The following is a 15353-nucleotide window of genomic DNA, read 5'->3' as shown; positions in this document are numbered from 1 at the left end:
GGGTGGGGGCGGGGGTGGGGGTGGGGAAAGGTCAACGATCGCGCCGCAACCCCAGCGTCGCCAGCCCCGCAACCGCCATCAGCCCCGCCGAAATCAGCAGACTCACCCGCATCCCGGAGACGAAGTCCCCGGCCACCAAGCCGCCGAAGGCCGCGATCCCGAGGCCCCCGGCCACCTGCCGGGCCGAGTTGAGGACGCCCGCCGCAAGGCCTGCCCGATCCGCGGGCACCGCCTCCATCATCGCGGACGTGAGCGGCGGAATCGTCAGCGCGCAGCCCAGCGCCAGCGGGACCATGAGGAACGCGACCCCGACCGAAGGCGTCGACGCGCCGGCGAAGAGCAGCAACAGCAGGCCGACGACGGCCAGGGACTGCCCCGCCAGCATCGGGACCCGCGGCCCCATCCGCGCCGCCAGCTTGCCCGCCACGACGTTCGTCACCGCGATGAGCCCCGTCATCGGCAGGAACATCAGGCCCGCCCACAGCGCCGAACGCCCCTGCACCTGCTGGAAGAAGAGGCTGAAGACAAAGACGAGACCGTAGAAGGCGATGCTGCAGGCCGCCCCCGCCGCGACGGTGATCGCGACCGTCCGGTTGCGGAAGAGGGCGAGCGGCACCACCGGATGCGGCTGCCGTGCCTCCGTCCGCAGGAAGAGCGCGGCGCCCGCCACCGCCACGACCAGGGCGATCAGACCCGTCGTACCGCCCTCGATCACCGCGAAGGTCAGCGCCGTCAGGGTCACCACCGCCAGCGCCTGCCCCGGCAGGTCCAGCGGCGCGGGACGCCGCTGCGAGCGCGGCGCCCGCAGCAGGAGCAGCAGCGCCACCGCGCCCAGGGGGAGGTTGATGAAGAAGATGCCGCTCCAGTCCCACGCCGTGGTCAGCGCGCCGCCCGCGACCGGGCCGAGCGCCACCGCCACCGAACCGCCCGCCGCCCACATCGCCACCGCACGCGCCCGCCCGGCCGCGTCCGCGTACGCCTGACGGACCAGCGAGAGCGAGGCGGGCAGGACCACCGCGGCCGCCATCCCCTGCACCACCCGCGCGCCGATCAGCACGGGCAGCGACGGCGCGAGGCCGCAGGCCACCGAAGCCGCCGTGAACACCGTGATGCCGATCGCGTACGCCCGGGTCGCGCCGATCCGGTCGGAGAGCGCGCCGGTGGACAGCATCAGCGCGGCGAAGGCGAGGGTGTACGCGTCCACGACCCACTGGAGCCCGGACATGCCGCCGCCGAGCGCGTCGCCGATCGCGGGCAGCGCCACGTTCACCACGGAGGCGTCGAGCGTGATCAGGGCGGAGCCCAGCATGGCGGCGACCAGGGTGAGGACGGGTGACGTCCGGCCCTTGCCGGGGGGCGCGGACCGGGGGTGCGGTTCCGTCAAGTCGCCCGTGTGACCGGGGGTTTCGGTGAGGGAGTTCGTTGCCATGCCCCTGAGTCTGCGGACCGCGGCGCGGCTACAGTAGTGGCCTGAATGCCATACATCCGGAGGTTCTGGCCATGCCCCGCTCCCAGGGTGACCACCGTGCCCACCGCGCCCACCGCGTCGTCGTCATCGCCCCCTCACCTGTGTCGATGTTCAATCTCGCGATCCCGGAGATGCTCCTCACCAAGGTCGAGGTGACGGGTGGTCCCGGCTACGAGGTGGTCGTCTGCACCCCGCGCCCCGGCGCCATCGCCACCACCGGCGGCCTCACCCTGCACGTGGAGCACGGGCTCGACGCCGTACGCGACGCCGACACGCTCCTCGTCGCGGGCACCGGCCACCGCTACGAACCCGACCCGCTGACCGTCGCCGCCGTCCGCGAGGCCGCCGCCGAGGGCACCCGCATCGCCTCCATCTGCAGCGGCGCCTTCGTGCTCGCCGAGGCGGGCCTGCTCGACGGGCGCAGCGCCACCACGTACTGGCAGCTGGCCGAGGAGCTGCGCAGCCGCTACCCGGCGCTCGACCTCAAGGGAGACGTCCTCTACGTGGAGGACGGCCAGGTGATGACGTCCTCCGGGTACGCCGCCGGGATCGACCTGTGCCTGCACATCATCCGCACCGACTACGGAGCGGCGGTGGCGAACGAGGTGGCCAGGGCCGCGCTCGTCGCCCCCGTGCGGCCGGGCGGCCAGACCCAGTTCACCCAGACCCCGCTGCCGCCCGAGCGCGGCAACGCCTGCGCCGACACCCGCGGCTGGGCGATGCGGCGCCTCGACGAGCCGCTCACCCTCACCGACCTGGCCCGGCACGCCGGCGTCAGCGTGCGCACCCTCACCCGGCGCTTCCACGCCGAGAGCGGGGTCAGCCCGCTGCAGTGGCTGCTTCACCAGCGCATCGAGCGGGCCAAGGAGCTCCTGGAGACCACGTCGTTCCCGATGGACCGGGTGGCCCAGGCGTGCGGCCTTGGCACGGCCGACTCGCTGCGCGGCCATCTGGTGCGCCGCACGGGCCTCACGCCGAGCGCCTACCGCGCCCAGTTCAGCCGCCTCGGGACGCGCCACGGAACTCAGAAAGCGCGGCGCACGTCTATCGCAGCGTGATCCACTCCGCGTTCCCCGCACCCCCCACACCGAAGCAGCCAGTGATGCCGACCGTCATCCGCACCGCACTGCCCGCCGACGCCCCCGTGCTCGCGGCCCTGCACGCCCGCGCCCGCGCCACGTACTACCCCGAAGGTCTTCCGGACGCGGGCGTCGACGGCCCCGCGATGTGGCGGGGCGCCGTCGAGCGCCGCGACGGGCATGTGCTGTGCGCGGTCCGCGACGGGCGCGTCGTGGGCCTCGCGTCCTTCCGTACGCCCGAGGGCGAGGCGGCGGACACGGTGACGCTCTTCCAGTTCCACGTCGACCCCGGCCACTGGCGCGCGGGCGTCGGCGCCGCGCTGCACGCCGCGTGCGTGGACCAGTGGCGTGTCGACGGCATCCGCGAGGCAGGCCTGGACGTCCACCGCGAGAACCGCCGCGCCCAGGCCTTCTACGCCCGCCACGGCTGGCGGCCCGCCGAGCGCGCGGACGGCGGCGGCACCCATCTGCGGATGCGCCTGACCGTGTCGGACGCGGCCGGGGAATGAGAGACGACGGTCGTACGTTGTTCAACTGACCGGAGGGACCCTCCGCACCACCCGTACGACCTGGAAAGAGCTGCACACATGCGCGTCGAGATCTGGAGCGACATCGCCTGCCCCTGGTGCTACGTGGGCAAGGCCCGCTTCGAGAAGGCGCTCGCCGCCTTCCCGCACCGTGACGACGTCGAGGTGGTGCACCGCTCCTTCGAGCTCGACCCCACCCGCAGCAAGGGCGAAAGCGGCCCGGTGATCCCGATGCTCGCCAAGAAGTACGGCATGAGCGAGGAGCAGGCCCGGGAGGCCGAGCGGAACCTCGGGGTGAACGCCGCGTCCGAGGGCCTCGACTACCTCACCGAGGGCCGCGACCACGGCAACACCTTCGACATGCACCGGCTGCTGCACTTCGCCGAGGAGCAGGGCAGGCAGGACGAGCTGATCGGGCTCCTGTACCGGGCCAACTTCGCCGATGAGCGGTCCGTCTTCGACGACGACGAGCGGCTCGTGGAGATCGCCGTCGCGGCGGGTCTGGACGCGGCGGACGCCCGCGCGGTCCTCGCCGACCCCGACCGGTACGCCGACGACGTGCGCGCCGACGAGCGCGAGGCCGCGGAACTGGGCGCGAACGGCGTGCCGTTCTTCGTCCTCGACCGCAAGTACGGCGTCTCCGGCGCCCAGCCCGCCGACGTCTTCACGCAGGCCCTGGAGCAGGCGTGGGGCAGCCGCTCGCCGCTGACCACCCTCGCGGACGGCGACGCCTGCGGCCCCGACGGCTGCGCGGTTCCGGCTGATGTGTAAGCAGCCCTGACAGGTTCCCCGTACACATCATCAATGGACGTGGGCGCGGACAGGCCCGAGAGTTGACCCCATGGGGATCATCAACGGTGCCGACTTCGCGCCCACGTCGACGTATCTGAACACCGCGAGCTGCGGGCTGCTGCCCGGCCGTGCTGTGGCGGCCATCCACGCCCTCGCGGCCGAGAACGGCGCGGGCAGCCGCGGCGGATCGGGCAGCTTCGAGGTCGTGGACGCCGCACGCCGGTCCTTCGCGCGGCTCGTCGCGGTGGACCACGGGCGCGTGGCGTGCGGCGGCTCGGTCGCCGTGCACACGGGTCTGATCGCCGCCTCGCTGCGGCCCGGGGCCGAAGTCCTGTTCCCCGAGGGCGACTTCAGCTCGATCATCAACCCCTTCGTGGTGCGCGGCGACCTCAAGGTGCGGTACGCGCCCCTGGAGGGCCTCGCCGATGCGGTCGGCCCCGCGACGGACCTCGTCGTGTGGTCCGCCGTGCAGTCGGCCGACGGCCGGATCGCCGACGACGCCGCGGTGCGCGCCGCTGCCGCCGCCCACGGCGCGCGCACCTTCAACGACGCCACGCAGGCGGCCGGCTGGCTGCCCTTCGACGCGGGTCTGTACGACTACACCGTGACCGGCGCCTTCAAGTGGCTGCTGTGCCCGCGCGGCACGTCGTTCCTGACGGTGCGCGAGGACGCCCAGGAGTCCCTCGTCCCGCTGCACGGCGGCTGGCTCGCCGCGGCCGACATCTGGAACTCGACGTACGGCCCGCTCACCGAACTGGCCCCGGACGCACGCCGCTTCGACGAGCCGCCCGCCTTCCTCGCCTATCACGGCGCGGCCGAGTCCCTCGCGTACCTGGAGGAGACCGGCATCGACGCGGTGTGCACGCACGACACGGCGCTGGCGGCCCGCTACCGCGCCGGACTCGTGGAACTGGGCCATGAACCGGTGCCGGGCACATCGCCCATCGTGTCGGTGCCCGGACTCGCCGACAGGGAGCCCGAGTTGAGCCGCGCCGGGATCATCACCTCCGCGCGGGCGGGGCTGCTGCGAGCCTCGTTCCACCTGTACAACACGGAGGCGGACGTGGACCGGCTCCTTGAGGTGCTGTCCGGCTGAACACTGGCGCGCGGGGCGGCGGCACGCTAGGAAGGCAGGACGGGGTGGCCGCACGAGGCGGTGGTGGACAGTGGCAGTGGCGGAACAGCCCTTCAGGGACACCGATCTGCATCAACGTCTTGTGTACGGCGACGAGACGGCGCTGGCCGAGGCGTACGACGCGTACGGCGCCCTCGTCCACCGGATCGCGGGCCGCGTCACGCGCAGCCCCGCCGGGGCGGAGGACGTGGCCCAGGAGGTCTTCGCCCACCTGTGGTCGAGGCCCTACGCGTTCGACGCCCGGCGCGGCAGTCTGCGCACCTGGCTGTCCATGCTGGCCCACCGGCGTGCGGTGGACTGGGTGCGCGGCGAGGAGCGCCACCGCAAGGCGGCGCACGCCGACGACGCGACGCTGCACACGATCCCGACGCAGGACCCGCCCCCGGAAGACGTGGTCATGGCACGAGAACGCTCCCTGCTCCTGCACTCCGCGCTGGCCCGCCTTCCGCTCCCGCAGCGGCAGGTGGTGTACCTCGCTTACTTCGCGGGCCGCACCTACCGCCAGGCGGCGGTGGAGCTCGGCATCCCCGAGGGCACCGCGAAGACCCGATTACGCACGGCCCTGCGCACCCTGGCCGAAGCCCTGACGGACCCACCCGACCCGGCACTTGCCGAAGCTCCAGGCGAAAGAGGCGCGTGATGACCACGGATCACGAAGCCGTACGTGAACTCCTCGGCGCGTGGGCCCTCGGCGCGCTCATGCCGGGCGACGAGCGGGCCGTCGCACCGCACCTGGCCGACTGCGAGCCGTGCGCCGCGGAGGCGGCGCGGCTGCGGGCGGCCGTGCGGGACCTGGACGGGCCGCCCCTGCCCGCCGGGCCCGCACCCTCCCGGCGCGCCCTCGCCGGCGCGCTCGGCGCCCGTACGGCGGCGCCGCGGACCACGGCCCACGCCGCGCCGTACGCCGCCGCCGTGGCCGGACTCCAGGCGCTCCTGGGGGAGTTGGACGAGCACGGCCCCTGGGAGACTCCCGTGGTGCACGACTGGGACGTGCACGACACCGTCGCCCACCTGATCGCCGCGGACGAGTCGCTCGCCCTGCGTCTCGGCCTGGGGACGGGCGCGTCCGCGGTACCCGCCGTGGACGGGACTCCCTGGCGTGCGGTGTGGGCCGCGCGCACGGCCGACGCCCTCTCCCGCGAGCGGCTGCGGGCGCCCGCCGAGACGGTCGCCGCCTGGCGGGCACAGTCCGCGGCGCTGCTCGCGTCCCCGGCGGCGCACGACCGGGAACTGGCCGGGCGGGCCGCCACGCTGATGGGCGTACGCCTTCCGCTCGCGGACCACTTCCGGGTGCGGGCCTTCGAGACGTGGGTGCACACGGACGACATCGGCAGGGCCCTGGACACGCCGGTCCCGCCGCCGCTCCCCGATCACCTCTGGCAGCTGGTGCGCCTGGCCGTACGCATCCTCGACCGGGCCGTCGGGGCCCGTGCGGAGCCGGTCGCCCTGACGGTGTCGGGGGACGGCCGCGAGGTGGAATGGATCCTGGGCAGCCAGGCCGACCCCGTGACCGCGGAGCTGGTCCTGGACCCGGTGGACTTCTGCCTCCTCATCGGAGGCCGCAGCGACCCGGCGCAGATCCCTCGCGGGGTCGCGGGAGACGAGGCGGCCGCGGCTCGACTGTTGACCCGGGCGTCTGCCCTGTCCTGGCTGTGAGCCGGGTGGGTGGCTACGCCCCGCCCGTCACCGCCGCCGCGGCCCTGCGGGCCTCCTCCGGGCAGTCCGCCGTCTCCGTGCAGAGGTTTGCCTCCACCCGGCCCAGGAGGCGTGCCAGTTCCGTGCGGTCCTTCGCGTCGAGGCCCGCGAGCGTGTGCTCCTCCAGGTCGCCCCAGGCGAGCTCCACCTCACGCAGCAGCCCGCAGCTCGCGTCCGTGGCCTCGACCAGTACCGCCCGCCGGTCGTCGGGGTCCGGGCGCCGCCGGACATGCCCCGCCTGCTCCAGGCGCTGCAGCATCTTGGTGACCGTGGACGGATCAAGCTCCACGGCCTTGATGAGCTCCGACTGCCGCACGGCCCCCGCGTCCCACAGGTACATCATCACGAACTCCTGGCCGGGGTAGAGCCCCACGCCCTTCAGCGCCTTGCCCGCGGCGATCCGGTGCAGCCGGGCCACCCGGCTCACGGTGTGGCTCACGGGCCCACGGCGCGCGGCGGTGGGCAGGAGGTCGGCGTCGGTACAGGCGGGATCGGCCTCGGCGGTCATCGGAACTCCAGGGCGCTCGATGGTCGGAACAGTCTCCCCCAATATTAACTTGGTCGGCCAAGGAATAGGTTAGGGTGACTCCCGGTTGGAATTGCTTGGCCGACCACATAAACCTGATGTCACTGCCTGGGGGCACCTGATGACCACCGCGTTCGACTCCATCGACCTGTCCGGCACCCCGCTCAGCAACCGCATTGCCATGGCCCCGATGACCCGCAGCCGCGCGGGCGACGGCGCCATCGCGACCGAGCTCACCGCCGAGTATTACGCGCAGCGCGCCTCGGCGGGCCTGATCATCACCGAGGGCATCCAGCCGTCCGCGATCGGCCAGGGCTACCCGGACACCCCGGGCCTGCACTCCGCCGAGCAGGTCGCGTCCTGGCGCAAGGTGACCGCCGCCGTGCACGAGGCGGGCGGCAAGATCTTCGCCCAGATCATGCACGCGGGCCGCATCGGCCACCCCGTACTGCTCCCCGACGGCCTCGTGAACGTCGCCCCCTCGGCGATCCCCGCCAAGGGTCAGGTCTACACGGCCGAGGGTCCCAAGGACTACGTCACCCCGCGCGAGCTGACCGGCGAGGAGGTCCGCGCCACGATCGCCGACTTCGTGGCCGCGGCCCGCAACGCGATCGACGCCGGCTTCGACGGAGTCGAACTGCACGGCGCCAACGGCTACTTGATCCACCAGTTCCTGGCGCCGGGCTCCAACCAGCGCACCGATGAGTGGGGCGGCACCCCGGAGAACCGCATCCGCTTCGCGGTCGAGACGGCCAAGGCGGTCGCCGCGGAGATCGGCGCCGCGCGCACCGGCATCCGCCTCTCGCCCGGCAACCCCTTCAACGACATCTCCGAGCCGCAGGACGATCTTGAGGCGACGTACACCTCCCTGGTGAAGGAGCTGGACGCGCTGAACCTGGCGTATCTGCACGTCATGGAGGTGGGCCCGATCCGCGACCTGGTGACCGCCCTGCGCGGCGGCTTCGGCGGCACCTTCGTCCTGAACCCCTCGACCGAGGGCCCCACGGGACCCGACGCGCTGGCCCTCGTCGAGGACGGCACCGCGGACGTCGTCGCCTACGGCGCGCTGTTCCTGGCCAACCCCGACCTGCCGGCCCGCCTCAAGGCCGAAGGCCCGTACAACACCCCTGACCCGGCCACGTTCTACGGCGGCACGGAGAAGGGCTACACGGACTACCCGGCGCTGTAACCGGTACGTACGACGACGTACGACGACGCGAGGCGGCCCGGCACCTGCAGGTGCCGGGCCGCCTCAACTCACTTGTATGGCGGGTTACTTCACCGGCGTGAAGTCCCGGGCCCCGATGTACTCGGGCCGCCGGATCGGCGCCGCGAACGGCTCCACCGCGGTGTTCTCCACACTGTTGAACACGATGAAGACGTTGCTGCGCGGGAACGGCGTGATGTTGTCCCCCGAACCGTGCATGGCATTGCAGTCGAACCAGGTCGCGGAGCCCGCCTCACCGGTGAAGAGGCGGATGCCGTAGTCCGAGGCGAGGCTGGTCAGCGTCCCGTCCGAGGGAATGCCCGCGTCCTGCATCTGCAGGGACCGCTTGTAGTTGTCCTTCGGCGTGGCGCCCGCGCAGCCGAGGAACGTCCTGTGCGACCCCGGCATGATCATGAGGCCGCCGTTGGTGTCGTGATTCTTGGTGAGCGCGATCGAGACCGAGACGGTCCGCATGTTCGCGAGGCCGTCCTCCGCGTGCCAGGTCTCGAAGTCCGAGTGCCAGTAGAAACCGGACGCTCCGAAGCCCGGCTTCACATTGATCCGGGACTGGTGGACGTAGACGTCGGAACCCAGGATCTGCCGGGCCCGTCCCACCACCCGCGGATCGGCGGCGAGCTTCGCGAACAGCTCGCTGATCTTGTGCACCTCGAAGATGGACCGGATCTCCTGGGAACGGGGCTCCACGATGGAGCGCTCGTTCTCCCGCATCGCGGGATCACCGATCAACCGTTCCAGCTCGGCGTGGTAGACGCTCACCTCTTCGGGGGTGATGAGCTGGTCGATCGCCAGGAAACCGTCCCGTTCGAACCCCGCCAGATCGTCGGCCGCGATGGGCCCCGGTGCACCCGGCTCGGACCACACGACAGGGTCCTTGCGCTCGATGAGGACCTCTTCGGTGCCTCGGGTCGGGTACAGATCGGCGGTGCGTTCGGGTGCGGTGGTCATGGTGTTGCCTGCCTCTCCTCTCGTACGGCCCTTTCCGGGATGTACACCCCCGCCGCCCAGAGGAAGGAGGGCGGCGGGGGAGTTCAGGGGGCGTGCTCAGCCCTGCGGCTTCAGCCCTGCGGCGCCGACTCCGGCTCCGGCTCGGTGAGCAGCGGGTACACGCCGTTCTCGTCGTGGTCCTCACGGCCCGTGACGGGCGGGTTGAAGACACACAGGCAGTGGAAGTCTTCCTTGATCCGCATGGTGTGCTTCTCGTTCCCGTCCAGCAGGTACATGGTCCCCGGCGTGATCGTGTACTTCTCGCCGGTCGTGTCGTCGGTCAGCTCGGCCTCGCCCTTCGTGCACACGACGGCCTCGATGTGGTTGGCGTACCACATCGACGTCTCCGTACCCGCGTACAGGATGGTCTCGTGGAGGGAGAAGCCGACCCGCTCCTTGGCGAGGACGATGCGCTTGCTCTCCCACGTGCCCGACTTGGCCTTGACGTGCCGGTCGGTGCCTTCAATGTCCTTGAACGAACGGACGATCACGGTGAGTTGGTTCCTTTTCTCTGCGGGGGTGAAGGCGCGGGCGGCCGGGCCGGCGAGGCGGCCCGGCGCACCGCTCAGGCGGTCTCGCGCACCGCGCGGGCGAGCGTGCGAAGCCCCTCGTCCAGCTCGTCGGCGGTGATCGTCAGCGCCGGCAGGAGCTTGACGACCTCGCCCTCGGGGCCCGACGTCTCGATGAGCAGGCCGAGTTCGAAGGCCCGCTTGGCGATCGCGCCCGCGCGCTCCTTGTCGAGGAACTCCATGCCCCAGACCAGGCCGCGGCCGCGGTACTCCTTGATCGCGCCGGGGTTCTCGTCGACGATGGCGGCGAACGCCTCCTCGATCTGCTCGCCCTTGGCGCGGGTCTGCTTCTCCATGGCCGAGCCGTCGGTCCAGTACGTCTCGAGGGTGGCGGCGGCCGTGACGAACGCCGGGTTGTTGCCGCGGAAGGTGCCGTTGTGCTCGCCCGGCTCCCAGATGTCCAGCTCGGGCTTGAACAGCGTGAGCGCCATCGGCATGCCGTAGCCGCTGATGGACTTGGACACCGTCACGATGTCCGGCACGATGCCCGCCTCCTCGAAGGAGAAGAACGCGCCGGTGCGGCCGCAGCCCATCTGGATGTCGTCGACGATCAGGAGCATGTCCCAGCGCTCGCAGACGTCGGCGAGCTTGCGCAGCCACTCGGCGCGGGCGACGTTGATGCCGCCCTCGCCCTGCACCGTCTCGACGATCACGGCGGCGGGCTGGTTGAGGCCGGAACCCTGGTCCTCGAGGAGCCGCTCGAACCAGATGAAGTCGGGGGTCTGGCCGTCGAGGTAGTTGTCGAACGGCATCGGCGTTCCGTGCACCAGCGGGATGCCGGCACCGGCCCGCTTGAACGCGTTGCCGGTCACGGCGAGCGAGCCGAGCGACATCCCGTGGAAGGCGTTGGTGAACGACACGATCGACTCGCGGCCCTTGACCTTGCGGGCCAGCTTCAGCGCGGACTCGACGGCGTTGGTGCCCGTCGGGCCCGGGAACATGACCTTGTACGGCAGGTCGCGCGGGCGCAGGATGATGTTCTGGAACGACTCGAGGAACGCGCGCTTGGCGGTCGTCGACATGTCGAGACCGTGGGTGACGCCGTCGCGCTCCAGGTAGTCGATGAGGGCGCGTTTGAGGACGGGGTTGTTGTGCCCGTAGTTGAGCGAGCCGGCCCCGGCGAAGAAGTCGAGGTACGAGTGGCCGTCCTCGTCGAACATGCGGCTGCCCTGCGCACGGTCGAAGACAGTGGGCCAACCGCGGCAGTAGCTGCGCACCTCCGACTCCAGGGTCTCGAAGACGCTCAGGTCGGGCTGGGTGATGGTCACAGCAGATCTCCTGGGAGATGGAAAGGCGTGGGAGGTGGGGGGAGGTGACAGAAGGCGAGTGGGGACGCGGGTGACGCCGTGGTCAGCCGCGTGGCGCGGCGGGCGCGAGCGGCGGTATCGGCTCGATGAGGAACAGGACCTCCGGCTCGTGGCCGCCGTCGGGGAAGAGCCCCGCGTCGAAGAGCACCGTGCGCTCGACCGAGGCGCCGTGCCGCTGTGCGTACGAGGTGAAGAGCCGCTCGGACGCGGTGTTGTCCGGCGTGATGGTCGTCTCGACCGAGACCAGCTCGCGGTCGGCGGCGACCTTCGAGGTCAGCCCGTCGAGCAGCGCACCGGCCAGGCCTCGGCCACGGTGCGCGTGGTCGACGGCCACTTGCCAGACCACCAGGGTGCGCGGCCGCTCGGGCCGGATGTAGCCGGTGATGAATCCCGCGAGCTCTCCGTCGGCGTCTCTGGCCACGACGGAGGTCGCCGCGAAGTCACGACACCACAGCAGGTAGCTGTACGAGGAGTTGAGGTCGAGCACCTTCGAGTCGCGGGCGATCCGCCAGATCGCGGCGCCGTCGGCGACGGCGGGGGTGTCGAGCCGCAACCCCTCGGGCATTTTCAGGGAATTCGCTCGCAGGTCGGTCGGTAGATCGGCTTGTGCAGCGGTCATGCGTATTGAATTTACCGAGCAATTTCTTGGATTGCATCGCGGAAAGGGGTTACGCGAGAGCGCTTCATGTGTTATCACGCGGGGGTGCGCGCCCGCAGGAAACCTCGGCGTTATCACCCATTTTGAGCGGGATGAAGCGCGCATACCGGACTCGATGTGGAGTACGTCACAGACGCGTAACTCCGTCGAGACGTGCCCGAATTACGGCGGTTGGCGCTGTCGAAATCTTAGTGTTTAGGTCCCGGGAAAGCGGGCAGAAGAATACGGGAAGCTGCGCTGATAAAGTGGATAAAGAAGCGATGAGAAGCGGGTGAGGCGCGAGTGAGAATGCGTCCGTGAATTTACGTAGAGTATTTACGGTCCCGTCACTCCGTCGATGCCCTCCCTGAGGAGATCGGCATGGCCGTTGTGCCGTGCGTACTCCTCGACGAGGTGTACGAGGATCCAGCGCAGGCCGCCCCCGTCGCTGCCCGCGACGGCCGCCTCCCGCGCGCTCAGCCGCACGATGTCGTCCAGCGCGCCCCTCGCAGAGTTCCCTGCTCAGCGCCGTCTCGCGCCGCCACACGGCCAGGGCCTCGGCGAATGTCTGCTCCGGGTCCAGGGTGAAGCCCCCGGCCGGATCCTCGTACACCTGAGGCACGTCCTGCCCGGCCGGCACGCGCTGGAACCGGTTCCGCTCGACCTCGGCGAGATGCCGTACAAGACGCCGTCGGCGGCCTGCAGGGTCAGCGACGAGGACGGGACCGAGGTGATCCGCGTCTGCGCGTCCTCGAGGCCGACGCACTTCATGGCGAGCGTGCCGCGGTGGAAATCGAGCCAGTCGGCGAGCATGGCGCGCTCGTCGGCGGTGGGGCCGGGGACGGGACGGCCGTCCGGCAAGGTGGTCATGGCGCTCACGCTGCCATGCCGCCGGTTCCGGACGGCGGCCGCTGTTCGCTGAGAGCGAGGGCAGCGCCCCCGCTGCCCGGGCTCCTGCCTACTGCCAGGCCTCCGTCACCGCGCGGCGGGCCGCTTCCAGGTCGACCGCGAGGCCGGCCTCGCTCATCGCGGCGCCCAGCGCGGCCAGCGACGCGTGCACGACGCCACGGGTCGCGTCCGGCCCGTAGTGGTTGACCCGGATCATCTCCTTGGCGAGCGCCCCGCCACCGGCGACCAGCGGAAGCACCGGGTCCGCGGAGAGCGCCTTGGCGACGAGCTCGGCCGCGTCGATGCCGGAGGGCGCCCGCAGGGTGGTCGCGACAGGGGCCGAGTCCTGAGCCTCGTACACATAAGGCTCCAGACCCCCGCCCAGCGCCAGCGCACCCGCGCGCGTGGCGGCCGCAGCGGTGGCATGCCGCGCCATCAGGGCGTCGAGCCCCTCCGCCTCGATCCGCTCCACACAGGCCTCGAGCGCCAGCATCTCCAACTGGGCCGGGGCATGCAGCAGCGCCTTCCTGCCACCGTCGATCCAGCGCTCCTTCCAGTCCAGGAGGGAGAGATACGAGCGGCGCGGCGCCCGCGGATTGGCCGCGAGCCGCGTCCAGGCGCGCTCGCTCACGGAGACGGCCGAGACACCCGCCGGGCCGCCCATCGCCTTCTGCGCGCCGATCACGCACAGGTCCACGCCCCACGCGTCAGGAAGCAGCGGCTCGGCGGCCACGGAGGCGACGGCGTCCAGCATGAACAGAGCACCGTGCTCCCGCACGACCGCACCGATCGCGGCGACGGGATTGGTGTTGCCCGTCGCGGCCTCCGCGTGCACGAGCGATACGAAGTCGATCTCGGGATGCTCGGCGAGGGCGGCCCGCACCTGCTCCGCGGTCACGGCCGTGTGGAAGGGAACGGCGAGGTCGACGACCGTCGCCCCGCAGTCCCGCAGCCAGTTCCCGAAGGTCTGGCCGTACGGCCCGGTGATGATGTTCAGCGCGGTCGTACCCGGCTGTGCCGCACCCCGGATGCAGCCCTCCAGGGGCAGCAGCGCCTCGCCCTGCATGATCACGACGTCCTGCGAGGTGGAGAGAAGACCGGCGACGCGCTCCTCGATGGAGGCGAAGTGCCGGGCGCTCAAGGGGGCCAGGTCAAGGAATGGATGCGTCGTCACGGTGCTGCTCACTTCGCTGCTCACTTCGCTCACGAGTTCGTTCGGGCTGCCGGACCGAGCGTACCGACAGGCTCCTAAGCTGCTGTACATGAGCGATCACACGGTGCTGCACGTGAAGGGGCGGGTGCTCGTCGGCCCGGACGAGGTCCGGGACGAGCTGTGGGTCGTCGGGGGCAGGATCACGTACGACCGCCCGGCGCACGCGGCGGCGGACATCACCACGATCGAGGGCTGGGCGCTCCCCGGCCTGGTCGACGCGCACTGCCACGTGGGCCTGGACGCGCACGGCCCGGTGGAACCGGAGGTGGCGGAGAAGCAGGCGCTGACGGACCGCGAGATCGGCGCCCTCCTGATCCGCGACGCGGGCTCGCCGTCCGACACCCGCTGGATCGACGACCGCGAGGACCTCCCGAAGATCATCCGCGCGGGCCGGCACATCGCGCGCACGCGCCGCTACATCCGCAACTACGCCCACGAGATCGAGCCGGCCGACCTCGTCGCGTACGTCGCCCAGGAGGCCCGCCGCGGCGACGGCTGGGTCAAGCTGGTCGGCGACTGGATCGACCGCGATGCCGGCGACCTCACGGCCTGCTGGCCCCGCCCCGAGGTGGAGGCGGCGATCGCCGAGGCCCACCGCCTGGGGGCGCGGGTGACGGCCCACTGCTTCGCCGAGGATTCCCTGCGGGACCTGGTGGAGGCGGGCATCGACTGCATCGAGCACGCCACAGGCCTCACCGAGGACACGATCCCGCTGTTCGCGGAGAAGGGCGTGGCGATCGTCCCCACGCTGGTGAACATCGCGACGTTCCCGCAGCTCGCGGACGGTGGCGAGTCCAAGTTCCCGCGCTGGTCGCAGCACATGCGCCGCCTGTACGAGCGCCGCTACGACACGGTGCGGGCGGCGTACGACGCCGGCGTCCCCGTATACGCGGGCACGGACGCGGGCGGCTCCCTCGCACACGGCCTGGTGGCGGCGGAGGTGGCGGAGCTGACGCTGGCCGGCATCCCGGCGGTGGACGCGCTGTCGGCGACGACGTGGGGGGCGAGGGAGTGGCTGGGCCGCCCTGGCCTGGTGGAGGGCGCTCCGGCGGACCTCGTGGTGTACGAGGGGGACCCACGGGAGGACGTACGCGTACTGGCCGCGCCGCGGAGGGTGGTGCTGAACGGGAGGGTGGTGGGTTGACATCCTCTGCCCCATAGATGAGGCAGAAACCCATCCAGTCGCAGGGTGACTGGACGGGGTGGTCCGCTTGCGTGCGGCGGTGCGCTCCAGGCGGCGCAGCCGTTCCTTTTCCTTCGGGCGCAGCCATTCGTCATGCTCGCGGAAACTGCCGGGTAATCGGG

General features: G+C 71.5%; 15 protein-coding genes and 1 pseudogene. 8 read left to right on the top strand and 8 right to left on the bottom strand.

Annotation, left to right across the window (positions count from 1 at the left end):
• Positions 1-31: 31 nt before the first annotated feature.
• The gene (locus E2651_RS31080) at positions 32-1429 is read right to left on the bottom strand and encodes an MFS transporter (protein ID WP_135334580.1); all 1398 of its coding nucleotides are present in this window, start codon (positions 1427-1429) and stop codon (positions 32-34) included.
• A gap of 146 nt (positions 1430-1575) precedes the next feature.
• Here E2651_RS31080 and E2651_RS31075 point away from each other — a divergent pair, with 146 nt between their 5' ends.
• From E2651_RS31075 to E2651_RS31050, 6 genes are all read left to right on the top strand, one after another.
• Positions 1576-2526, top strand: coding sequence for a helix-turn-helix domain-containing protein (locus E2651_RS31075; RefSeq protein ID WP_135334582.1), 951 nt, complete (start codon positions 1576-1578; stop codon positions 2524-2526).
• Between the two features lie 44 nt (positions 2527-2570).
• Positions 2571-3056: a GNAT family N-acetyltransferase gene (locus E2651_RS31070; protein WP_135334579.1), complete on the top strand. Its 486-nt coding sequence runs from the start codon at positions 2571-2573 to the stop codon at positions 3054-3056.
• A gap of 78 nt (positions 3057-3134) precedes the next feature.
• Entirely contained in the window at positions 3135-3845 is a 711-nt protein-coding gene (locus tag E2651_RS31065; protein WP_135334578.1) for a DsbA family oxidoreductase, read from the top strand.
• A gap of 70 nt (positions 3846-3915) precedes the next feature.
• Complete coding sequence (locus E2651_RS31060) at positions 3916-4962, top strand: aminotransferase class V-fold PLP-dependent enzyme (protein WP_135334577.1); 1047 nt, start codon at positions 3916-3918, stop codon at positions 4960-4962.
• A gap of 76 nt (positions 4963-5038) precedes the next feature.
• On the top strand, positions 5039-5641 hold the full coding sequence (locus E2651_RS31055) for a sigma-70 family RNA polymerase sigma factor (protein ID WP_245239349.1): 603 nt from the start codon (positions 5039-5041) through the stop codon (positions 5639-5641).
• Positions 5641-6657: a maleylpyruvate isomerase family mycothiol-dependent enzyme gene (locus tag E2651_RS31050; protein ID WP_135334575.1), complete on the top strand. Its 1017-nt coding sequence runs from the start codon at positions 5641-5643 to the stop codon at positions 6655-6657. The genes E2651_RS31055 and E2651_RS31050 overlap by 1 nt, the downstream gene beginning before the upstream one ends.
• Before the next feature lie 13 nt (positions 6658-6670).
• On the opposite strand, the gene E2651_RS31045 is transcribed toward E2651_RS31050, so the two are convergent.
• On the bottom strand, positions 6671-7204 hold the full coding sequence (locus E2651_RS31045; protein WP_135334574.1) for a MarR family winged helix-turn-helix transcriptional regulator: 534 nt from the start codon (positions 7202-7204) through the stop codon (positions 6671-6673).
• Positions 7205-7343: 139 nt separating this feature from the next.
• Here E2651_RS31045 and E2651_RS31040 point away from each other — a divergent pair, with 139 nt between their 5' ends.
• Positions 7344-8411: an alkene reductase gene (locus E2651_RS31040; RefSeq protein WP_135334573.1), complete on the top strand. Its 1068-nt coding sequence runs from the start codon at positions 7344-7346 to the stop codon at positions 8409-8411.
• 84 nt (positions 8412-8495) lie between these two features.
• Here the strand turns inward: E2651_RS31040 and thpD are convergent, their stop codons facing one another.
• From thpD to E2651_RS31005, 6 genes and pseudogenes are all read right to left on the bottom strand, one after another.
• On the bottom strand, positions 8496-9395 hold the full coding sequence (gene thpD / locus E2651_RS31035; RefSeq protein ID WP_135334572.1) for an ectoine hydroxylase: 900 nt from the start codon (positions 9393-9395) through the stop codon (positions 8496-8498).
• Positions 9396-9505: 110 nt separating this feature from the next.
• Positions 9506-9925 (bottom strand): ectoine synthase, encoded by a 420-nt coding sequence (locus E2651_RS31030; RefSeq protein ID WP_135334571.1) that lies wholly within the window; start codon positions 9923-9925, stop codon positions 9506-9508.
• 74 nt (positions 9926-9999) lie between these two features.
• Positions 10000-11271 carry a diaminobutyrate--2-oxoglutarate transaminase gene (gene ectB, locus E2651_RS31025; RefSeq protein WP_135334570.1) on the bottom strand — a complete coding sequence of 424 codons (1272 nt, stop codon included), beginning with the start codon at positions 11269-11271 and terminating at the stop codon, positions 10000-10002.
• 82 nt (positions 11272-11353) lie between these two features.
• Positions 11354-11929, bottom strand: a complete 576-nt coding sequence (gene ectA, locus E2651_RS31020) for a diaminobutyrate acetyltransferase (protein WP_209446290.1) — start codon at positions 11927-11929, stop codon at positions 11354-11356.
• Between the two features lie 354 nt (positions 11930-12283).
• A pseudogene (locus tag E2651_RS31010) lies at positions 12284-12817 on the bottom strand (DinB family protein).
• Between the two features lie 88 nt (positions 12818-12905).
• Positions 12906-14009, bottom strand: a complete 1104-nt coding sequence (locus E2651_RS31005) for an aminotransferase class V-fold PLP-dependent enzyme (protein WP_135334568.1) — start codon at positions 14007-14009, stop codon at positions 12906-12908.
• Between the two features lie 88 nt (positions 14010-14097).
• Between E2651_RS31005 and E2651_RS31000 the strand changes: the two genes are divergently transcribed.
• Complete coding sequence (locus E2651_RS31000; RefSeq protein WP_135334567.1) at positions 14098-15192, top strand: amidohydrolase family protein; 1095 nt, start codon at positions 14098-14100, stop codon at positions 15190-15192.
• The last annotated feature ends 161 nt before the right edge of the window (positions 15193-15353 follow it).

Source organism: Streptomyces sp. MZ04 (assembly GCF_004684775.1).
In the GTDB taxonomy this organism is placed as follows: Bacteria; Actinomycetota; Actinomycetes; order Streptomycetales; family Streptomycetaceae; genus Streptomyces.
This window is presented reverse-complemented; position numbering and strand designations above follow the sequence as displayed.